Source organism: Paracoccus sp. PAMC 22219, from assembly GCF_000787695.1.
GTDB lineage: Bacteria > Pseudomonadota > Alphaproteobacteria > Rhodobacterales > Rhodobacteraceae > Paracoccus.
The window spans coordinates 1-21,252 of sequence record NZ_BBPH01000148.1 but is presented as its reverse complement, the minus strand read 5'-3'; the positions used below and the strand labels follow the sequence as shown (position 1 = coordinate 21,252).

Annotated in this window: 17 protein-coding genes, 2 pseudogenes and 1 riboswitch; of the genes and pseudogenes, 10 read left to right on the top strand and 9 right to left on the bottom strand. The window is 64.3% G+C overall.

Going from position 1 to position 21,252, the window contains the following annotated elements:
- The first annotated feature begins 372 nt into the window (after window positions 1-372).
- From TY51_RS15735 to TY51_RS15715, 5 genes are all read left to right on the top strand, one after another.
- Entirely contained in the window at window positions 373-1,098 is a 726-nt protein-coding gene (locus TY51_RS15735; RefSeq protein ID WP_081995141.1) for a sugar transferase, read from the top strand.
- Window positions 1,099-1,319: 221 nt separating this feature from the next.
- A complete protein-coding gene (locus TY51_RS15730; RefSeq protein WP_197054797.1) occupies window positions 1,320-2,285 on the top strand; it encodes a glycosyltransferase in 966 nt (321 codons plus the stop codon).
- A gap of 239 nt (window positions 2,286-2,524) precedes the next feature.
- Window positions 2,525-3,991 (top strand): lipopolysaccharide biosynthesis protein, encoded by a 1,467-nt coding sequence (locus TY51_RS15725; RefSeq protein ID WP_042251160.1) that lies wholly within the window; start codon window positions 2,525-2,527, stop codon window positions 3,989-3,991.
- A 31-nt stretch (window positions 3,992-4,022) separates the two neighbouring features.
- Window positions 4,023-4,838 carry a hypothetical protein gene (locus TY51_RS15720; protein ID WP_042251157.1) on the top strand — a complete coding sequence of 272 codons (816 nt, stop codon included), beginning with the start codon at window positions 4,023-4,025 and terminating at the stop codon, window positions 4,836-4,838.
- Window positions 4,839-4,932: 94 nt separating this feature from the next.
- Window positions 4,933-5,820: a polysaccharide pyruvyl transferase family protein gene (locus TY51_RS15715; protein WP_042251155.1), complete on the top strand. Its 888-nt coding sequence runs from the start codon at window positions 4,933-4,935 to the stop codon at window positions 5,818-5,820.
- Between the two features lie 11 nt (window positions 5,821-5,831).
- Here the strand turns inward: TY51_RS15715 and TY51_RS15710 are convergent, their stop codons facing one another.
- The 5 genes from TY51_RS15710 to TY51_RS15690 form a co-directional block, all read right to left on the bottom strand.
- The gene (locus tag TY51_RS15710) at window positions 5,832-7,025 is read right to left on the bottom strand and encodes a glycosyltransferase family A protein (protein WP_156118070.1); all 1,194 of its coding nucleotides are present in this window, start codon (window positions 7,023-7,025) and stop codon (window positions 5,832-5,834) included.
- 36 nt (window positions 7,026-7,061) lie between these two features.
- Window positions 7,062-7,910, bottom strand: a complete 849-nt coding sequence (locus tag TY51_RS20440) for a phosphatase PAP2 family protein (RefSeq protein WP_081995136.1) — start codon at window positions 7,908-7,910, stop codon at window positions 7,062-7,064.
- Between the two features lie 292 nt (window positions 7,911-8,202).
- The gene (locus TY51_RS15700; RefSeq protein ID WP_042251150.1) at window positions 8,203-9,204 is read right to left on the bottom strand and encodes a glycosyltransferase; all 1,002 of its coding nucleotides are present in this window, start codon (window positions 9,202-9,204) and stop codon (window positions 8,203-8,205) included.
- A gap of 287 nt (window positions 9,205-9,491) precedes the next feature.
- Window positions 9,492-10,787, bottom strand: coding sequence for an O-antigen ligase (locus TY51_RS15695; protein WP_052650332.1), 1,296 nt, complete (start codon window positions 10,785-10,787; stop codon window positions 9,492-9,494).
- Window positions 10,787-11,572 carry a family 16 glycosylhydrolase gene (locus tag TY51_RS15690; protein WP_042251146.1) on the bottom strand — a complete coding sequence of 262 codons (786 nt, stop codon included), beginning with the start codon at window positions 11,570-11,572 and terminating at the stop codon, window positions 10,787-10,789. Before TY51_RS15690 ends, TY51_RS15695 begins: the two co-directional genes overlap by 1 nt.
- 118 nt (window positions 11,573-11,690) lie before the next feature.
- On the opposite strand from TY51_RS15690, the gene TY51_RS15685 reads away from it, so the two are divergent.
- On the top strand, window positions 11,691-12,824 hold the full coding sequence (locus TY51_RS15685) for a glycosyltransferase family 2 protein (protein ID WP_052650330.1): 1,134 nt from the start codon (window positions 11,691-11,693) through the stop codon (window positions 12,822-12,824).
- A 73-nt stretch (window positions 12,825-12,897) separates the two neighbouring features.
- Here the strand turns inward: TY51_RS15685 and TY51_RS15680 are convergent, their stop codons facing one another.
- Window positions 12,898-13,875, bottom strand: a complete 978-nt coding sequence (locus tag TY51_RS15680; RefSeq protein ID WP_042251144.1) for a glycosyltransferase family 2 protein — start codon at window positions 13,873-13,875, stop codon at window positions 12,898-12,900.
- A gap of 500 nt (window positions 13,876-14,375) precedes the next feature.
- Between TY51_RS15680 and TY51_RS15675 the strand changes: the two genes are divergently transcribed.
- Genes TY51_RS15675 through TY51_RS22135 form a run of 3 tightly spaced genes read left to right on the top strand, consistent with a single transcriptional unit; the run spans window position 14,376 to window position 16,941 of the window.
- Entirely contained in the window at window positions 14,376-15,803 is a 1,428-nt protein-coding gene (locus tag TY51_RS15675) for a cytochrome ubiquinol oxidase subunit I (protein ID WP_042251141.1), read from the top strand.
- A gap of 2 nt (window positions 15,804-15,805) precedes the next feature.
- Window positions 15,806-16,837 (top strand): cytochrome d ubiquinol oxidase subunit II, encoded by a 1,032-nt coding sequence (gene cydB / locus TY51_RS15670; protein WP_042251139.1) that lies wholly within the window; start codon window positions 15,806-15,808, stop codon window positions 16,835-16,837.
- Window positions 16,837-16,941, top strand: a complete 105-nt coding sequence (locus tag TY51_RS22135; RefSeq protein ID WP_156118069.1) for a DUF2474 family protein — start codon at window positions 16,837-16,839, stop codon at window positions 16,939-16,941. Before cydB ends, TY51_RS22135 begins: the two co-directional genes overlap by 1 nt.
- Here TY51_RS22135 and TY51_RS15665 read toward each other — a convergent pair.
- From TY51_RS15665 to TY51_RS15655, 3 genes and pseudogenes are all read right to left on the bottom strand, one after another.
- Window positions 16,938-17,624: an ATP-binding cassette domain-containing protein gene (locus TY51_RS15665; RefSeq protein ID WP_042251136.1), complete on the bottom strand. Its 687-nt coding sequence runs from the start codon at window positions 17,622-17,624 to the stop codon at window positions 16,938-16,940. The two genes, TY51_RS22135 and TY51_RS15665, sit on opposite strands and share 4 nt — an antisense overlap.
- Window positions 17,614-19,148 (bottom strand): annotated as a pseudogene (locus TY51_RS15660) (thiamine/thiamine pyrophosphate ABC transporter permease ThiP). The gene TY51_RS15665 and the pseudogene TY51_RS15660 overlap by 11 nt, the downstream one beginning before the upstream one ends.
- A complete protein-coding gene (locus TY51_RS15655; RefSeq protein WP_042251133.1) occupies window positions 19,127-20,098 on the bottom strand; it encodes a thiamine ABC transporter substrate binding subunit in 972 nt (323 codons plus the stop codon). Before TY51_RS15655 ends, TY51_RS15660 begins: the two are co-directional and overlap by 22 nt.
- A gap of 30 nt (window positions 20,099-20,128) precedes the next feature.
- Window positions 20,129-20,227: riboswitch (TPP riboswitch) on the bottom strand.
- Window positions 20,228-20,285: 58 nt separating this feature from the next.
- On the opposite strand from TY51_RS15655, the pseudogene TY51_RS15650 reads away from it, so the two are divergent.
- Window positions 20,286-21,252, top strand: a pseudogene (locus TY51_RS15650) (DNA mismatch repair protein MutS); the annotation flags it as partial.

Genomic DNA, 21,252 nt, shown 5'->3' with positions numbered 1-21,252 from the left:
CGATCTTGCCACGAAGAACGCGGTCCGGCGAGGGTCTATGTGATCATCCGGGATGGAACACCTACCGTCTGCACAATAAAGTTTCGTTGACGTGATTGCTGCCTGTGGCATTTTCTTTAGGCAATTGGGTACAACCTGACCAAAAAGACAGTGCTCACGCTTATTGATCAAAAAATCTTTTCATCTTCGCTATTTATGCCCCTGAGACCTGCGCCAAAATTTTTTGCACTCTGTGTTAACTGCCCCTTATCGATTGCTAAAACTTTAACAAAGTGCTGTAGAGTTACTTCCGAGACGGTCGCAAATCGCTATCTGCATCGCTGAGCTGTGTTCGGTAAAAAATGTCTTGTTATCATAAGGTTGGTTGTTGAAATGCGAATACTGCGTGCGCAGCGAGATTTTGTATCGGACTGTCGCCCCTCGATTGCTGCCAACAATTCGCTTGCGAAGCTGCATGCGCGGTCCCGCCTGCAGGCTGCTGCTCCCGTCGGAGGTCTGGCCAAGCGTGGGCTGGACATCACGCTGGCAGTCCTTGGCTTGGTGCTGCTGGCGCCGTTGATCCTGGCGCTGGTCATCGTGCTGAAACTGACGGATTCGGGGCCGCTGCTCTACGGACACCGCCGCATCGGCTTTGGCGGGCGCGAGTTCCGGTGCTGGAAATTCCGCACCATGGTCGTGAACGGCGATTCTGTCCTGGAACAGTATCTGCGCAAGCACCCCGCCAAGGCGGCGCTTTGGAACGAACAGCGCAAGCTGGTCGACGATCCTCGCGTCACCCGGTTGGGCGCGGTTCTGCGCAAGCTGAGCCTGGACGAGTTGCCGCAGCTTTTGAACGTGCTGACCGGAGAGATGAGCCTGGTCGGCCCACGTCCGGTCGTGCGGGCAGAGTTGGATTACTACGCCAGTTCCGCCCGGCATTACTTGTCGGCGCGGCCCGGGCTGTCCGGCCTCTGGCAGATCAGCGGCCGCAGCAACACGACCTATCTGGAGCGCGTTCAGCTTGACCGTTTCTATGTCATGAACTGGAACCCGTGGATGGACCTGCGCATCATTTTCATGACCATTCCTGCCGTGGTCATGTCCCGCGGTGCGCATTGATCCAGCGTCCTTCTGCGATGAATATTTTAATAATGTGACTCCGGCACTTGATGGCCGCTTTTTCGTTTTTCCGGAGAATGGCTTTGAGACGGTCGTCGTCGTGTCGCCTATCGAGTGCCATACAGACTAGCGCGCGGCAGTTTCATCTAGGCCGATGAGTGGCTTGAAGGCGATCCATCAATACGCCCGGTCGGTCTGGTTCTTTCTGAAAGGTTTATATCGTGACTCTGGTTCTGGTCAGAACACCCACCTATCGGCGACCCGTTCTTTTGAAACGTGCGCTGAATTGTCTTCAGGCGCAAACCCATCAGGATTGGATTTGCGAAATTCGGGACGATTGCCCGGATGGCAGCGCAAGACGTATTGTTGAAGAGGTCAATGACCCGCGCATCATTTATATGAATAACAAGCCTCAGAAATTCATGATCGAAAATCTCGACGCATGTTTTCAGCGCGAAAATTCTCATGGTGCCGATTACTTCTTCATGCTGGAGGACGATAATCAGGTCCGTCCCGATTATATGGCGCGGGGCATCGATATCATCGAGCAGATCGGTGTTCCTGTTTGTATGATGAATCAGGTGATCGAGGATCTGGGCGCAAGCGGCGAGGACAGATACAGCACATTCGGAATATTCGACGGCATCTACGATCAGAAGACATACAGCCCGACGGAAATTCGTCTGGCCCTTTTCGGATGGACGGCAATGCCCAACGGATCGATTTTCTGGTCGAAGAACATTCGACGGGATCTTGCGTTTCGAATCGGAACCGTACCCGGGATCGACGAGGATCTGAGGGCGTTCCGCTTGGTCGATCCTGTCTATGTGTGCCTGGAGAAGCTTGCTGTCTGGGCTCAGGATGAAAGCGCGACGAACAGAAACCTCGGCTTCGACAAAGGCCGGATACGCCGCGAGATGGACATGCAGGCATCGGCGCGGGCGCTGAGACGCGCCGCATGGAGAAGCACCCCGCCCGCCATGCAGGCGGAGTTCCTGAACGGCAACGTCCTGCGTGTTCCGATGGACAAGCGGATCTATGAGATGAATCCCGCAGGGATCAGGACACCCGGGATGCAGGCGCCCATCGACCTGCGAAAGAAGCTCAGGCAGAAGGCCGTCGACTATCTTGGCCGCGTCCATCCGTCGATCCGCAAGGCAGAGTCCGAACTGACCACCGGGGTCTGATCTGTCCGGGACCGAATGATGATCTTCTGCACGATGTTTCCCTGTCTGGTCCTGACGACAGCTGCCTGGCCTTCGGCGATGGAACGGGCGGCTGGCCGCAAGCTGGCTTTGCGTGCACATTGGGAATCGCTGTCCCTTCCGGAAATATTGCATGCGCAGCATCTTCGTGGTTGGACAGGCGGACATCCTTACGGTGATGTGCCGCCCCTCTCCTGCCCAGACATGCGGAAGCATCCAGAATGAAAGAACCCCATTTGGACGATCTGTCCCATCACCGGTCTGGGCGCGCGCGCCGGGCCTATACCGGCGTTCTCTGGTCGGGCGTCAACGCCCTGTTACCGGCGGTTTCGGGCCTGATCGTGTTTCTGGTCGTCTCGCGTGTCATCAGCCCCGAAGAGTTCGGCTTTGTCGCCTTTGCGGTGGCCATCATAGGCGCGATCGGGGCGTTTTCCCCGGCGGGGTTCGGGGATGCGCTGGTCCAGAGGACCGATCTGGGGACCCCGCATCTGAACGCCACCTTCTGGCTGTGCCTGGTGTGGGGCGTCGGGCTTTACGCCTTGGCGGTCCTGTCGGCGGGCCCGCTGGCGGTGATGCTGGGCGATCCGATGCTGGCGGTGCTGATGCCGGTGATCGGGCTGCGCCTGATCCTGGACCTGGCGGTCGTCGTTCCGTCGGCGCTGCTGAACCGCAAGATGCAGTTCCGGCAACTGGCACTGCGCACGCTGATCTCATCGGTCGTTTCGATGGTGGCCTGTCTGGTGGTGCTGTGGATGGGTTACGGCCTGTGGGCGCTGGTCATGTCGCAACTGATCGGGGCGCTTGTGGTCTGTGCGGTCAGCTGGCTGTCGGTCAGCTGGCGCCCCACCTGGGGGATCGATCGCCAAGCCCTGCGCGATCTGTCACGCTTTGGTGGCTTTGCCTCGGGCAGTCGCCTGATTACCACGATCAATGTCGATCAACTGCTGATCGGGGCCCTGCTGGGCCCCACGGCGCTTGGCTTGTTCTCGTTCGCACGCCGCATCTTTCAGATGCTGAACGATGTGCTGACCGGGGCCTTGGCCGCCGTGTCCTATCCTCTGCTGTCATCAATGCAAGGGGAACCCGAAAAGCTGAGGGAAACCTATCTGGCTACCACGTTCCTCTCGTCGGTACTGTCCTTCCCGATCTTCATCGGCTTTGCCCTGGTCGCCGATCAGGTCGTCCCGGTGGTGTTCGGCGCCCAGTGGCAGGAGGCGACGCCCGCATTGCAGGCGTTCTGCGCGATCGGCCTTCTCAGCTGCATCGGCATCCTTCAGGCGTCGCTGATCCGGGCAAAGGGGCGGGCGGATTGGTGGATGTGGTACCAGATCGTGCAGCAGGGGCTGACCGCGCTGGTCGTCCTCGCGCTTTATCCATTCGGCATCACTGCGGTGGTGGTCGGCATCGCGCTCAAGACCTGGCTGGTCTGGCCGTTCGTGGCGATTGCCGTGGGTCGCATGATCGATCTGTCCCTGCTGCGATACACGGTGCAGTTCGTGTCGCCGCTTCTGGGCTGCCTGGTGATGGCGGCGGTGGTCCTGGGGCTTGGCGCCCGGATGGAACAGGGCACGGCGCTGACGCTGGCCGCGCAGATCGCAGCCGGGGTCGTGGCCTATGGCGCGACGCTGCTGATGGTGGCCGCGCCGCGCCTCCGGGCCCTGCGCCAGACCCTGAGCAAGAGGCGTTGAGGATCATGCACCCGATGAAAGCGTTGTCGTCATGACCGCCTCCCTTGTCTTCGTCATCCCGGTCCGCCACCCCGGCTCGGTCGCGGATTGGAGCGTCCTGCAGGGCTATCTGCGTCAGACGCTGGCCTCCGTTGCGGCGCAGACGTCGTCCGACTGGGAATGCGTCGTGGTCGCCAATACCGGCGCGCCTTTGCCGGATATGCCCCGGAACTGCCGCATTGTCAGGGTGGACCTGCCGCTGCCGGACATGCCCGACCGGGAAACCCGGCTGGATGCGTATTACGACGCGGTTCGACATGACAAGGGGCTGCGCATCCATGCCGGATTGCACGGTATCGCCGACAAGTCCCATGTCATGGTCGTCGATTTCGACGATTTCGTGCATCGCGGGCTGGCCGCGTTCGTGAATGCCCACCGCGACGCTCCGGGCTGGAACATCAGCAGGGGCTATGTCTGGAGCGGCGGCGGCTGGTGTTTTGAGCAGCCCAACTTCCATCTGATGTGCGGCACGTCCCATATCATCCGGCGTGACCTGCTGGGCGTGTTTTCCACGGCAAAGGGGGACCCGGACATCGCGGCCATCAAGCGCCGGTTGGGCAGCCACATCTTCATCCACGAGGATCTGGCCGCGCAGGGCCATCCGCTGCAGGATCTGCCCTTCGCGGGGGCGGTCTATCGCATCGGAAACCCGCAATCGACCAGCGGCAGCGGGCAACTGGCCGCGGTGATGACGCCGCGCCGCGATCTGCTGGTCCATCCGCGCAGGTTTGTCCGCAACATGCTGCGCTATCGGCGTGTCAGCCGCGATCTGCGGCAGGACTTCACCTTGCCGGACAATCCATGGTGATGCAGCGCCCAATCCGCCTTGTGTCGGTTTGCGCATTGGTCCGCGACCGTCTATTCCCGCCGAAACGCGTACCCCACGACAGGACATTCACTGCATGAAGCTGACTTTCTATCGGGGACCCGAGCCCAATTTCGGCGACGAGTTGAATGTCTTCATGTGGGACAGGCTGCTGCCACAGGGCTTTCTGGACGATGACGACAGCGACCTGTTCGTCGGCGTCGGTTCGATCCTGTGGGATTCCTATTCGCCCCGGTCCACCAAGCATGTCATGGGGTCCGGATACGGGGGCTATACGCCGCCGCCCGACATGTCGGACGGTACATGGCAGGTGGCGTGGGTCCGGGGCCCGTTGACCGCGCAGAAGATGGGCCTCGATCCGTCGCTTGCCATCACGGATGCGGCCGTCCTGCTGCGGGCGATCGATCTGCCGCCCCAGCCCGCCAGCAGCGGGCCGGCCTTCATGCCGCATTTCGAAAGTGTGGCGCGGGGCAACTGGGAGCAGGTCTGCGACATGGCCGGCATCACCTATCTGGACCCGCGCCGCGATCCGTTGGAGCTGATTTCCATGATCCGCGCCGCCAGCGTGCTGGTGACCGAGGCGATGCACGGCGCGATCGTCGCCGATGCCATGCGGACCCCCTTTATCCCTGTGACGCCCACGCATCGCAGCCACCGTTACAAATGGGAGGATTGGGCGCGCTCGGTGAACCTGACCCTCAGGCCGGTCCCGACCATGTCATCGTCCCTGCTGGAAGGTTACGTCAACCTTACGGGGATGGAGGGACAGGGAAAGCGGTCGACGACAGTGCTGAAAAGTCCTGTCCTGAAGCCTGCGCAGGCACTGCTGACAAGAAACGCCGCGCGCAAGCTCAGGCAGATCGCGCAGACCGCTGAGCCGCACCTGTCCTCCGACACGGTCATTTCATCGCTGACTGACCGCAGCCTGGACGCGTTGAACAGGTTCGTCGCCAGTCGGACCTGACAACCCCTACCTCACCACTTCCGGGATTCCGGACGGCGGTCCAAGGCCGCTTGCACGGAGAAAAACGGAATGCGCAGGAAGATCATCGGATCATAGCGCGCGATCTTGAAAAGGATATCGGTGTTCGGACGGCGGCCCTTGGCAAGGTTTCTTATGAAAAGAAAGGAATATCCAAGCCGCCTGTTCCGCCTCAGCGTCTTGATGTGATGACCGCCGGCAGCGACTGCCTCCGGGATCAGTCGCAGCTTTTCGAACATCAGCAGAAGATGGCCCAGCCTGTTGAGGGTCGACAGATCGTTCCAGTCGAACGATGAGTAAAAGATGCTGACCCCCCGTCCGCAGCAGACGTTCGGACGCCAGGAAATCGCGATCCGGCATTGGCCCAAGGCAAGAGCGATCCAGTACATATGATCCTCGCCTGCAACGCGAAGCTCCTTGTCGAATCTGTGGCCCGATGCCACGTCCCCCCTCAGCACGACGCAGGATGTGTGGCTCAGACAGGCCTCGATCATTTCCGCGCTCAGCGATCCTTCATCGAACCCGAATACCGGTCCGACCGGATCAAGCACTTGCGCCTTTCCGCGCAGCTTGGCCCCCTTGCAGGCCAGGCTGGGCACAGTATCCGCATAGCTGTCATGCGCCTCGCTTCGCTCATTGTCGCAGAAGTAATAGCCATAGCCCTGATCCAGCGCCCAGACAGCCTCTGCCAGATGCCGCGGCAGCCATTCGTCGTCGGAATCCAGAAAGGCCACGAAATCCGCGCCGGTTTCCTCCGCCATGTCCAATCCAAGGTTGCGTGCCGCACCCGGACCGCCGTTGGCCTGATGATGAACGGACCAGGACACGTCACTGCGCTGCCGGAGGTCCCTCAGATCCTGTGCGGGCGGCAGCGGTGAACTGTCATCGATGATGAAGACATGAACCCGCAGGTTCCGAGGCAGCTTCTGCTTCAGAACGCTGACCATCGCCCTGCGCAGGATCCCCGAGGCCTGTTGATAGAACGGAATGATGACCGCAACCGTCCGTCGGTCCGATGATCTGCCCAAGGCCGGCGTGAGACGGGCATTTTCGGAAACCTCAGAGGGATACATAAGCAAGACATCCATTCGTTCATCGAAAGCAAATTGGCGCTGGATCACGCTGATCAGCGGGAAAGAAGTGTCGGATTTCTGTTTGTCAGATGGGGTATTTTCGCCGAGTTTCAATATTCTTGAGACAGTTCAAAGTTATGCAATGTCTCATCAGAAGCCGAAAACCGTTTTTACATATGATCCATAGGCCCTGATGTCATTGAACATTGTGCCCATCTGGAAGAGGTAGAAAAATGTCAAAGCCCACAGCAAGGGATGCCATTTTACAGGAATTGCCGTCACCGGTTTGCTGATTGCCAGGTACTGTACGACCGGGACGGCGCATATCGTACATATGAAGCCGATCAATGCCCCACCCAGCAAATCGCTTGGATAATGAAGTCCTGCATAGGCGCGGGGAAAGGACACGACCATGACGGCCCATGCCAAGGCGGCAAGGCCAAGACGCGTGGACGCCATGAATATTCCCGCCACGATCGAGAATGCCAAGGCGCTTGTATCGCTTGGGAACGAGCTCCAACCTTTAAGAACGGAATCCTGTATTCCAAACGGCAATTGATAATCGATGCTTGGATTATGAAGGGGACGTGGGCGATGCGCGGAAAAGTTCTGCATCACCCGAGAAATGATCATCGATATGAACGACCCGGCCAGAATGCAGCCAAAAAAGGAAATGCGCTTTCCGCCATTCCTGTGCTCGAACAACAGCCATACGGCCACCAACAGGATCGGGAAAAGCTTGATCGTGTTTGTCATGAATATATCGACAATCAGGGTGTCGAATGCCCATGACTTGCGTGTGATGGCATCGAAGAAAACAAAGAAGCTGTTATCTGCGGCAAAGACTGCGGGGCTACTTGACCAGCTCGTGAAAAGGTAAATCAGACAAAAGAGCATCGCAAGAACAACAAAAGCCTTCCTGAAAAAGGGGCTTGAAACAAATCCTGCATTGAGACCATGGGCTGGCATGAGACCTGTCTGCTGTTGGGCGAATGTCATGGAACTGTCATGATATCTTTTCCTACAGGAACGCGTCTGGTCGAGAAACCTGACCTTTCGCCACCTTTGGCCATATGAGCAGACTTATTCAGAGGCGTCAGGAGAAGACGATTTTGATCTTCTGGAGAGGCAAACCGACCCTTTGAGGAAGAACGTCTCCGCCAGCGCAAGTGCTATCCACGGCGCCCCGGATGGAGGGTGTCACGCGCGGCTGCGTCAGTTTGACAAGGGATCAAAGCGTGATGGGGCGCGCCGCGCCGAACGTCAGGCGCGTGCTGCTGCGGTCCGGACGCTAGGCTCGTCCGGCCTTGTCCAGCAATTCAAGATAGGTCCGGGCACTCCGCTCGACGCTCAGTTCCTCCGCGACATAGGACCGGGGATCGAATGTGGGCAGGGATTTCCAGAAGTCATCGAACGACGGCTCGATGTCCTCCTCCGTGAAGGTGGTCCCGCAGCGGTCGTCGAAATAGGGTACCGACGGCGCGAACAGTCCTTCCGGAGCAAGACGCCGTTCAATGGGATCGACCAGCACCCCTTCGTTCCAGGCAAACACCGGGATGCCGGAGGCCATGGCCTCCTGATACGCCAGGCCCTGTGTCTCGTGTTCGCACAGAAAGATCATGGCGCGCCCGCCCTTCAGGGCTGACCGGAAATCGCTCAGCTGGTGGTCGCCATAGCGCAGCACGACCGAACTCAGGCCGCGCCTTTGCAGGTGGGCCTGCACCCGCTGCAGGATGCGCGGGACCATCTCGTCCCGGTGCCACCGCAGCTTGTCATAGATCACCACGTCATGGGACTTGGGTGCCTGCGACAGGTCGGGCCAGTCGCCCAGGATGATCGGCACGAACATCGGCTGTACGCGCTGGCCCAAGGTCTGGCGCCAGATCTGGCAGTACCATTCCGACGGCTGGGTGAAGATCCGGATGTTCTGGCCCGTCGTCATCGCGTCCAGTTCGTCCGGGCGCGGCACGTAGCCCGGTCCAAAGACCGCCGGGTTGGGCAGTCTGACCTTGTCATAGACCTCTGGAAATCCTGCGATCCCGATGGGCTGCGTGGGGTTTTTGCGCGCATGGGCGAAATCGTTCACATGCACGTCCACGCCCAGCTTTTCCAGGCCCAGCCTGAGGTTGCGGAACGCCATGTAGAACCCGGTGTAAAGCTGCTTGCCCCGGAGGCCGCGATAGGCGGTCCGCGCCGTCAGATGCAGTCTGGACTGCAGCCTGCCGAAGGGCCGGTCCAACGCCTTTTCCTCGTATCCGTGATAGAAAAGATCGACGCGGCGATTTTGAACCATGAAACGTGCCTGTCATGACAAGAAATTACATCGACTGTCCGCCCGCCGCTGTCGTTCGACCGCAGAACAATCAGCCACCAGGCAGGAAAATACCGACATACGGTATGGTGGTGGGGCGGGATTGTCTTCCCCTTGCGCCTGTCCACGGGTCCCTGCCGGCGGGAAACAGCCGCCCGATCCCCGCGCATGCGTTCCGGGGATGGGGCCAGCCACGCAGGATCAAAGGCCCCCGGACGGGACCGGCAGATGGGTGTGGAAAGCGGTCCTGTGATTGACGGCACCCGGACCTAGCGGAAAACGATGCGGATGGGACGCCGCGCCTTGCGCGGGGTCGGCTTGCGGATATCGTCCCTGAAGCGGTGGGCATAGCAGATGGCCGCGATGATGATCACGGTCCCGGCGCTGAACTGATAGAAATACACGACCTCGATCCACATCAGCAAGAACAGCCGCACCATGAACAGGGCAAAGAACACCGATGCCGCCGACGGGCGGCGGATCGCCCAGCCCAGGCAGGCCCACGCGGCGCCGACAAAGACCAGCGTCTGGACGGCGGTCCCCAGCACTCCGATCTCGACGGCGTTCGAGATCAAGGTGTTGTGAAAGTTGAAGCCTCCGCGACCCGTGATGCCGAAATCGGCCCACAGCTGTTCGGCCAGCGGCTGACCGTGGACCCAGAAGGCCTGGAACCCCACCCCCAGCAGCGGTTGGTCGGCAATCTGCCGCAGCGCCACCGCCCACAGGTCGGTCCGGCCGGTCAGCGTGATGTCCTTGCCGGTCAGGTCCAGGAACACCCGCGCCAGCTGGTCCGAGATCGAGGACAGCACCACAACGACCGCCGCGCCCAAGACGACCGTCAGGACGATCGCGACCAAGCGCATGTGCGGCGTCAGCCGCTGCAGCAGCATGATGACGCCAAAGACCAGGATGACAGCCAAGGTGCTGACCAGCGCCCCACTGGACTGTCCCATCACCAACAGCATCGCCCCCAGCAGCATGGCCCCCAGTGCGGGCACGCGCCAGCGTGCGGACAGACGGCGGTCGACCAGCACCGCAAGGGAGGCGATGATCAGCACAGAGCTGGCATCCGCCAGCGCGTTCTTGCTGGCATGGATGCCCAGATATCCCATTCCGTCGGACCGCGCCCGACCCAGCAGAAGGCTGGCCACGCCTCCCAATGCACTGGTGACGAAGACGATCTTGACGAAGGTCATCGGCGCCAGCCGATAGCCGATGGCCACGGCGATCATCGCGGTCAGGAACAGCTGGATCCCATAGCGCAGCGTCAGCGAGGTATAGTCCGACCAGGCAAAGGACATCACGCACCACAGCGCCACCAGCATGATCAGCCATTCGCGGCGCAGGGCGGCCAGGACCTCGCCGGGCCGGATCGCCATCAGGGCCATGCCGCCGATCAGGAACAGCAGCGCGCCCTTGGACCCCAAGGGCGTGATGAAGGTCAGGCCAAAGATCGCCATGAAGGCGGCGATGGCGTTGGGGGAATAGCTCAGCGTCTGGCGCCGCGACAGGCGTGCCGGACGTCTGGCCGCCATCGCGGGGCCGGCGGGCATGGTCTGGGCCATCACGGTTCCTCGCAGGTGATCGAGCCTTCGAACAGGCAGGACGCGTCCAGCGGGGTGAAGGCCACCCAGTCGATCTCGTATCCCAGGGGGCCGTCCTGCGGTTCCTGGTGGCCCATCCACTCTGTCAGGGTCGCGGTGCTCCAGAAGGACATGTACAGCTTTTGCGCATGGGTGGGCAGGGCGCTGTCGGGAGCGGTCCGATGGACCTCCTCCCCGTTCAGGAACCAGGTGATCCCGTCGGGCGCCCACCGGAAACCGACCGTGCGGAAATCATCGTCGAAGGCCGTGTCCGAGGGCACGGTACCGCCGTTGTGCGGCTCGCCCGAGACATAGGTGTTCATCGTCATCACGCCGGGGTCGCGGGTCAGGATCTCGATGTCGATCTCGTCATGGGGGGCGTCGTGGATCGGCCCGGCATAGGTGAAGACCGAGGCGTTCAGCCCCGATTGGCGCGGCGTGCGGATGCGGGCCTCGAAGGTGCCGTGATGCAGGAAGGCGTTGCTCTGGACCTCTCCGCACAGGGGGGGGCGGTCGCTGTCGCCGGGTGCCGGGATGTGGAACAGCGTCAGCATGCCGCCGCGCACCTGCACCGCCCGGCCCGACCATTCGCAGTCCTGCCAGTCGCCGTTGGTCCAGCCGTCCGACACGTACCAGCGGTCCTTGTCCAGACCGTCCGAGAAGTCCTCGAAGAAGCCTGCCGAATCTGGATGGGGGTCCGCCTGCTGGGCGGACAAAGGATGCCCCGCCAGCAAAAGGGCGATGACAAAGGCGGATGTATGGCGCATGTGCAAAGCCCTCTGGCCGCCTGGTTGCCGTGCAGCCCCGCCCGGCTTATGGAAGCAGCAGCCATATGGGTCAAGGGAAAGGCGTTCACATGTCGGGCAATCGGACGGATCGGAACGCATGACCACATCCCTGACGCCGCCCGTGGTCTCGGTGGTGATGGCCAATTACCGCGGCGCGGCCCATCTGGCCAGCGCGATGGCGTCGGTCCTGGCCCAGACCGAGCGGCGGCTGGAGCTGATCTTGTCCGACGATGCCTCGGACGATGACAGCCTGACGATCGCCCGCCGGATCGCCGCGACCGACGACCGGGTGCGGGTCATCGCCGCGCCCCAGAACGCAGGCCCTGCGGCCACGCGCAACCGGGCGCTGGATGCCGCGCAGGGGGACTGGATCGCGATCGTGGACAGCGACGACCTGATCCATCCCGATCGGCTGGTCCGCCTGATCGCCGCTGCCGACGCGGCGGGCGCGGATCTGGTCGCGGATGATCTGGTCTATTTCGGCGCGGTGCCGCAGGGCCGGACGTTGTTGCAGCCCCTGGACCTGTCCGCGCCGATGATACTGGGTGCCGCGCCCTATCTGCGCAGCAACGACCCCGGCGCGTCCCTGCCCCCTTACGGCTATCTCAAGCCGGTGATTCGGCGCGCCACCCTGGCGGGGCTGCGCTATGACGCGGGGCTGAGGATCGGCGAGGATCACGATCTGGTGCTGCGCCTGCTGATCGTGGGCGCACGATTTCTGCTACTGCCCGACCCGCTTTACGCCTATCGGCGGCATGCGGGGTCGATCTCGCACCGGCTGTCCGTCGCCACGGTCGAAGCGATGCTGCACGCCCATCGCGCGCTGCCCCCGATGCCCGACCCCGAGGCGCAGGCCGCCGCCGCATCAGTGGACCGGCAACTGCGCCGCGCCCTGCGCTATGAACATCTGGTGGCCGACATCAAGGCGCGCCGCCTGCGGGGCGTCCTGCCCCGGCTGGTCGATCCGGCCATGCTGTCGCGCTTGCTGGAAAGCCTGCGCGACCGTCGCAGCCGCAAGGCGGAACCGCCGCTGGACGGTGTCGCCCTGCCCGACCCGCTGCCGCGGATGCCACTGCCGGGCAAGGCTTGGGACCAGCCCCCCGCGCCTTTCGCCGCCCGGATCGCGGCCATGGCCGCACAGGGCGGCGGCCTGCCGTCCGGTGCACCGTCCTGGGCGGCGTGGCTGTTCGACGCGACAGGCGGCACGATGGGAGACGGCGCCGCGCGCTAATCGTGTCGCGATCCTGATCTGATGGACGTGTCGACGGCTCAGCCGCCGTTGTGCCGAGCGCAGGCGCGCCGCCTCACTCGATCAGCAGGCGGCCGATCCGGGATGCGGGCGGAGGCCTGCGCGCCGACAGCTTGTCGGCCAGGATGCCGCGGACGATGGGCGCAAGCGTCATCGGATAGCGGCAGGCCGAAAGCAGTGCCCCGGCCCGGCCAGCCTCCGCACGCCGGTCCAGAAAATCGCGCAAAAGAAAGCGCTGGCGCAATTCGCCGGCAAGGGCCGCCAAGGCGGCGCGGGCGGTGTCGTCCATCCCGTCCACGGCCAGATGCGCCAGCGCGGCCGTGTGCAGCGCCTGCAGATCGGCCGTCTGGTGGCGCGAACTCAGCGAATCGGCCCGCCAGCGCGCGGCATAGCCGACCTCGGTCGAGACGCGGAACCGTGCGCCTTGCTGCAGCATCCGGACATAGAGGTCGTAATCCTCTCCCAGGCGCATCGTCTCGTCATAGCGCAGGCCCTGGTCCTGCAGGAACGCGCGGCGCATCACGGGCTTCAGAAAGCCCAGCTCCTGGCGGCTGGTGCCGCGCGGCGAATGGTTGGCACGCACAAAGCCCGCCAGGTCGATGTCGATCATCCGGGGGCTGACCGGCGGCGCCGGAGGCAGATCGCCCGGGCCCGCGCGTTCGGCGACGAACAGGATGTTGTCGGCCATCATGTCGGCATCGGGGATCGCCAGCAGCCGGGTGAAGCGGCCGGGCAGGATGAAATCGTCGGCATCCAGGACGGCCACGAAATCGCCCGTGGCCATCTCCAGCGCCCGGTTTCGCGCGGCGGCGGGACCGATGTTCACGGCGCAGCGGATGACCGTCAGGCGTGCGTCGCCCCGTCCGGCCGTCTCGGCTGCTGCCGCCGTGTCGTCGCCCGAGGCGTCGTCCACGACGATGACCTCGGCCGTCTCGGCTTCGGCAAGGGCTGTCCTGACCGCGTCCGCGATGGTCGCGACCGCGTCGTGGGCGGTGATGATCACCGAGACAGAGGGAGAGACAACAGCGTGCATGGATGTTCACGTGGCAAGACGGCGCGGGAAAGTCCAGCCTGCCGTGGGGATATGGGCATTTGAGGCTGACTGATTAGTCAAATTGTCCCGTTGGTGCAATAAACTTGTGACACTTGGCGATGGTCGGCAGAACTTCGCCAAGATCGGCACGGCACGGTCTCACCAACCGCGCACCTGTCCGGTCACGGTTCGTCAGGACGGATGGCGGTGTGCTGCTGTCGCGCGCCTGACCGGGCTGAACCGTCGGACAGACGACGCCACCGGACACGCCTTTGCCCCCGGGCGTCCCGCAGACAGCGCGCAGCCGACCTGTCACGCGGATGGCGCAGATCGGTCACAGGGTGGCGGGCGCGACATCCACGCTCTTGCGCAGTCGTCCTAGGTGGGAGCAGTATGCGATATGACGAATATGTGTCCGGCTTGCCGACCGTGGTGCGGGCGATGGGACGGATCGGAAACGACATGCCCGCGGGGCCTGTCTCTGCCGTGAAAGGCCCCCGATGTTCGACAATGCGGATGCAATCCTGCTGGCCCGAATTCAGTTCGCCTTCACGGTCAGCTTCCACTTCCTGTTTCCCGCCTTCACGATCGGACTGGCCAGCTTTCTGGCCGTCCTGAACGGGCTGTGGCTGTGGACAAAGGACCACAAGTACCTGGATCTGTTCCGGTACTGGGTCAAGATCTTTGCCCTGGCCTTTGCCATGGGCGTCGTGTCGGGCATCGTGATGTCCTATCAGTTCGGCACGAACTGGTCGGCGTTCTCCGACAAGGCGGGGCCGGTCATCGGCGCGCCCATGGCCTATGAAGTGCTGTCGGCGTTCTTCCTCGAGGCCGGGTTCCTGGGGATCATGCTGTTCGGTCGTGACCGCGTGGGCCCCACGCTGCACATGATCGCCTGCGCGGCGGTGGCGGGCGGCACGGCGATGTCGGCCTTCTGGATCCTGTCGGTGAACAGCTGGATGCACACCCCCGCCGGATTCGAGATCGACGCCGTCACCGGACAGTTCCTGCCCACCGACTTCTGGCAGGTGATCTTCAACCCGTCCTTTCCGTACCGGCTGATGCACACGGTGACGGCGGCCTATCTGACGACCGCGTTCATCGTGGGGGGCGTCGCCGCCCTGCACCTGCTGCGCCACCGTCACCGCCGCGACAAGGTCAGCCCGGCCACGCGCACCATGTTCAGCATGGCGATGTGGATGGCCGCGATCTTTGCCCCGGTTCAGATCGTGCTGGGCGATTTCCACGGCATCAACACGCTGGAACACCAGCCCGCCAAGGTCATGGCGATGGAGGGGCATTTCGAAAGCCACGAGGCCGGCGCGCCGCTGTACCTGTTCGGCATCCCGAACCAGGACGAACAGCGGCTGGACTATGCCATCGGTATCCCCAAGCTGTCGTCCCTGATCCTGAAGCATGACCTGAACGCGCCGCTGGCGGGTCTGGACACCATCCCGCGCGAGGATCAGCCGCCGGTGGCCATCGTTTTCTGGTCGTTCCGGATCATGGTCGCACTTGGCTTTGCGATGCTGGGCATCGGGGTCTGGTCGCTGTGGGCGCGCTGGCGGGGGATGCTGTTCGACAGCCCCATGCTGCACCGCGCGGCACTGGCGATGGCGCCATCGGGCCTGATCGCCGTGCTGGCCGGGTGGGTCACCACAGAGGTCGGGCGCCAGCCCTTTACCGTCTATGGCTATCTGCGCACCGCCGACAGTGCCGCGCCCCTGGATGCGGCGGCGGTGGGGGCATCGCTGATCGCCTTCATCATCGTGTATTTTGCGGTCTTTGGCGCGGGTACATACTATATCCTGCGGTTGATGGGCCGCGCCCCCAGCAGTAACGAGCCGCGTCTGAAGGATGTGACCAACAGCCCCACGCGCACGGCGGGCACCACGCCCGCCCAGCAGCACCCCCAAGCCGGAGAGTGAGCATGCCCATCGCAGAAGGCGTATCGTTTGATCTGACCGTCATCTGGGCCTTTATCATCGCCTTCGCGGTGCTGGTCTATGTCGTGCTGGACGGGTTCGATCTGGGCCTGGGCATGCTGTTCGCGGTCGAGCCCGAGGGCGAGGACCGCGACATCATGATGAACTCCGTCGCGCCGGTCTGGGACGGGAACGAGACCTGGCTGGTGCTGGGCGGCGGGGGCCTGTTCGCAGCCTTTCCGTTGGCCTATGCGCTGATCCTTCCGGCGCTGTACGCGCCCATCATGGCGATGCTGCTGGCGCTGATCTTTCGCGGCGTCGCGTTCGAGTTCCGCTGGCGCACCAAGCGCTGGCGCCCGGTCTGGGACGTGGCCTTCATCGGCGGATCGGCCGTGGCCGCGCTGGCGCAGGGCATCACCCTGGGCGGGCTGCTGCAGGGCATCGACGTCGACAAGGTCGCGCGCGAATATTCGGGCGGCTGGTGGGACTGGCTGACGCCCTTCACGCTGATGGTCGGCGTCGCCGTCATGGTCGGATACGCGCTGCTGGGGGCGACCTGGCTGGTGATGAAGACGTCCGGCCCGCTGCAGGAGCGCATGCGCAAGCGGGCCTGGGTGCTGGGCGTGGGCACGGTGATCTTCATGGGCGTGGTCAGCCTGTGGACGCCCTTCCTGCAGGACGGCTATTACAGCCGCTGGTTCGGGGGCTGGAACATCGTGCTGGCGGCGGGCGTGGGCGCGGCGGTGCTGGCCCTGGCCTTCGGCATGTTCACCACGCTGGTGGTGCGCCATCACGACTATTGGCCGTTCCTGTGCGCCCTGGGGATGTTCATCCTGGGCTTTGCGGGGCTGGGCTTCTCGATGTTCCCCTATATCGTCCCGGTCGAGGTCACCATCTGGGAGGCCGCCGCCCCCCGCAACAGCCAGATCTTCATGCTGGTGGGGGCGGCGGTGCTGATCCCGGTGATCCTGGCCTATACCGCCTATTCCTACTGGGTGTTCCGCGGCAAGATGGACCCGAACGAGGGCTACCACTGATGCCGCAGGGCATCCGTCGGCTGGCGTGGTTCGTGGCGATCTGGCTGGCCAGCGTGGTGGTGATCGGAACCGTCGCCTGGATCATCCGGCTCTGGATCGTCTAGCCCAGATAGGCGCGCAGGCCCGGCGGCGGATTGTCCAGCAACGGCCCGGTGGGGCAGGGGGCATGAACGGCGCCATCCTCGACCAGCAGGGTGTCGGGGGCAAAGGCGCGGGCGTCGGCCGGGTCGTGGGTGACCATCAACACGGTCGTGTCGGATGCCACCTGCGCCAGCAGGGCCAGCATCTCTGACTTCAGCGCGGGGCCCAGTGCCGCAAAGGGTTCGTCCAGCAACAGCAACGGCCGCGCGCGCAGCAGCACGCGGGCCAGCGCAACCCGACTCTGCTGGCCGCCGGACAGTGCGGCGGGGCGGCGGTCTTCTGTCCCTGACAGGCCGACCTGGTCCAGAACTTGCGCCACCTGTGCCTGCTGCGCCCGGTCCAGACGCAGGTCGGGACGCAGGCCCATCCCCACATTTTGTTTCACTGTCAGATGCGGAAACAAATTGTGGTTTTGAAACAGGATCGACACCGGCCGCTGACCCGGCGTCAGGTCGGTAATGTCGCGGTCGTCCCAGATCAGCCGTCCGCGCGTTGGCGCCAGAAACCCCGCCACCAGCGCGAGCAGGGTGGACTTGCCCGACCCCGACGCGCCGATCACTGCGTGGCGACCGGGCAGCACCGTCAGGTCCGCGGTCAGTGCGAAATCGTCCTGACGCAGCAGAATGTCGCGGAATTCAAGCGTCACGTCGGCCTCCCCTCTCGAACAGCCAGAACATCCCCAGGCTGAGCGCCATCAGCAGCAGCGCGCAGGCCGCGGCATCGGCCATGCGATAGCCGTTCATCAGCTGATATAGCATCAGCGGCAAGGTCGGGCGGTCCCCCGCGAACAGCGTGATGACGCCCAGATCCCCCATCGCCAGTGCCGCCGCCAGCCCGGCGCCGAATCCCAGGGGGCGCGCCAGCCGGGGCAGCACCAACAGGCGCAGCCGCGCCCAGCCCCGCAGGTCCAGCGATGCCGCAAGCTGGCCGTAATCCTGTTCCAGCGCCCGCGCCGCCGGGATCAGCGCGCGCAGGCCAAAGGGCAGGGCCATGGCCGCATTGATCAGCGCCGTGACCGGCAGGGCCATCTGCTGGGGCGTGACTGCCCCGCGCAGCAGGATGAACAGACCCGTACCCAGCACCAGGGGCGATGCGATCAGCGGCAGCATGCCTGCCCCCTCGACCCACCGCGCCCCGCCGCGGGCGATGGTCAGGGCCAGCGCCAGGCTGGCCCCCGCCGCCATCAGCGCCGAGATCACAGCCATGGCGATGGATCGCAGGGCGGCGTCCCAAACCTCGGGCGGCAGGGCGGTCAGGCGCGGCAGCCCGGTCGCTGCGACCGAGATCAGCGGCGCCAGCAGGAACGCCGCCGCCGCCGCGATCACCACCACATCGGCCACCCGCCGCCAGCCCCGCGGCGCGGGCGGCCCGCCCGCAGCGTCCAGCCCGGCGCCAAAGCCTGCGGGAATGGCCACCTGCCGGGCCAGCAGCGCCGCCCCGATGCAGATCGCGATCTGCACCATCCCCAAGGCCGCGGCCGCCCCAGATCGAAATCGAAGCGGAACGCCTGATAGATCGCCAACTCGACCGTGGTCGCCCGCGGACCCCCGCCCAAGGCCAGCGCCACCGTGAACGATGTCAGGCACACCAGGAACACCGCCAGCCAGACGCCCGGCAGCACACCGCGCAGCATCGGGCGCTCCAGATGGCGGGCGATGTCGCGGGGCGCGAAATCAAGGCTGGCGGCCAGCCGGAACCGTTCCGCCGGGACCCCTTGCCAGCCCTGCAGGATCAGCCGCACCGACAGCGGCAGGTTGAAGAACACATGCGCCAGGATCACCCCCTGCCAGCCATAGATGCCGATCGTGGGCAGGCCCACGGCCTCCAGCGCGCCGTTCAGCGCGCCGTTGCGGCCAAAGATCGCGATGAGGCCCAGAACGGCCGCGATCACCGGCAGGATGAAGGGCGCGCCCAGCAGCGTGATCAGCAGCCCGCGCCCCCGGAACCGCCGCCGCGCCAGCGCGCGCGCGACCGGGACGGCCAGCGCCGCCGACAGGGTCGCGGACAGCGCCGCCTGCCACAGCGTGAACCAGACGGCGCGCAGGTCCCATTCGGTCAGGCCCGACAGCCCGCCCGCGACCCAGGCCACCGCGGCCAGCGTCCCCAGGATCAGCGCGGCAAGGGCGCCCGCGATGGCGTGGCCGATGCTCAGCGGAAGGCCCGTTGCCATTCGTCCAGGGCGGGGGCGCGCAGGGCCTCGGCCTCGTCCTCGGACAGGAACAGGGTCTTGGCGGGACGGGGCAGGTCGCGCATGACCTGCGGCCAGTCCGCCTCGGGCAGTTTCGCGGGCAGCGACCAGTTGGCCAGCGGGATCGTCGCCTGGAAATCGGGGGTCAGCACCCAGTCCATGAACTGCTGCGCCAGTTCGGGCTGATCGGTGCCCGCAACCTGGGCCACCAGTTCGGCCATGAAGTAATGCCCCTCGGGGAAGATCGCGGCGACCTTGGTGTCGTCCTCCTCGGCCGCGATGTGATAGGCGGGGGACGTGGTATAGGACAGGACCATGTCCGCCTCTCCGTCCGTGAACAGGCCATAGGCTTCGGACCAGCCGCGGGTGACGGTCAGCACCTTGGGCGCCAGCTTGGCCCAGGCCTCGCCCGCCTGATCGCCATAGACCGACTTAACCCACAAGAGCATCGCCAGACCCGACACCGAACTGCGCGGGTCCTGGATGACGATGCTGATATCCTCGGCCTCCAGCAGCTCGGCAAAACTGGCGGGCGGGTTCTCCAGCCGCGTGCTATCATAGACAAAGGCCGTCTCGCCCCAGTTGTAGGGCAGGAAGATGTCATCCTCCCACGCGATGGGCAGCGACAGGTCCGACGTGTCCTGCCCATGCGGCGCGAACAGACCCGATGCACGGGCACGCGCGGTCATGTCGGTGTTCAAGCCAAAGACGATGTCGGCCTGGGTGCCCTCACCCTCCATCATCACGCGGGGCAGCACGTCGCCGGTCACGAATTGCAGGTCGCAATCGCAGATCGCCTCGAACCCCTGTTCGATGGCGGGGCCGGGGCCCCATTCGCTGGTGACGCTGTCGCCGGCATAGACGGTCAGGACGCGATCCTGCGCCAAGGCGGGGGTGGCCAGGAGCAGGGCAGGGATCAGGACGAATTTCATCGGCAGCCTCTCTTGTCGGAATGTCGAAAAGAAGGGCGTGCATACCTTCCCTCCGCCGGTTTGACCCGGATCAGGTTCAACGGGTCCGCATGCGCGTCTCAGCCCGACAGGGCACCCCGAGGTCATCCCGAATGTAGAGGTTTCGCGCGCCCGCGCAAGCGGATAGAAACCGCCCATGACCAAGGACATGTCCGATCAGCCCACGCCGATGATGGCGCAGTATCTTGCGATCCGGGACGCCAATCCCGGCGCGCTGCTGTTCTATCGCATGGGCGATTTCTACGAGATGTTCTTTGACGATGCGGTCGCCGCCGCCGCCGCGCTGGATATCGCGCTGACCAAACGCGGCACCCATCTGGGAGAGCCCATCCCGATGTGCGGCGTGCCGGTCCACGCGGCCGAGGGCTATCTGCTGACGCTGATCCGCAAGGGGTTCCGCGTGGCCATCGCCGAGCAGATGGAGGACCCCGCCGAGGCCAAGAAGCGCGGCTCGAAATCGGTCGTGGCCCGCGATGTGGTCCGGCTGGTCACCCCCGGCACCCTGACAGAGGAATCGCTGCTGGAGGCACGGCGCCACAACTATCTGGCGGCCTTCGTGGCGGTGCGCGACGAAGGGGCGCTGGCTTGGGTCGACATCTCGACCGGGGCGTTCTGGGTGATGGATTGCGCCCTGCCGCGGCTGGCGCCCGAACTGGCGCGACTGGCCCCGCGCGAGGTTCTGGCCTGCGACGCGGGACTGGAGGAGCTGGTCGGCGATGCCGGCGCGGTGCTGACCGAACTGCACGCCAGCGCCTTCGACAGCGGCGCGGGCGCGCGGCGGCTGTGCGCGCTTTACGGGGTCGAGACGCTGGACGGTTTCGGCATGTTCGGCCGCGCGGAACTGGCCGCGATGGGCGCGATCGTCGACTATCTGGACATGACGCAAAAGGGCAAGTTGCCCCTGCTGCGCCCGCCGTTGCGCGAACGCGCGGGCGGCGCGATGCAGATCGACGCCGCCACTCGGCGCAATCTAGAACTGACGCAGGCCCTGTCGGGCGGGCGCGAGGGGTCGCTGCTGGCGGCGATCGACCGCACCGTGACCGCCCCCGGCGCGCGCCTTCTGGAACGCCGCATCAGCGCGCCGTCGCGCGATCTGGCGCTGATCCATGCGCGGC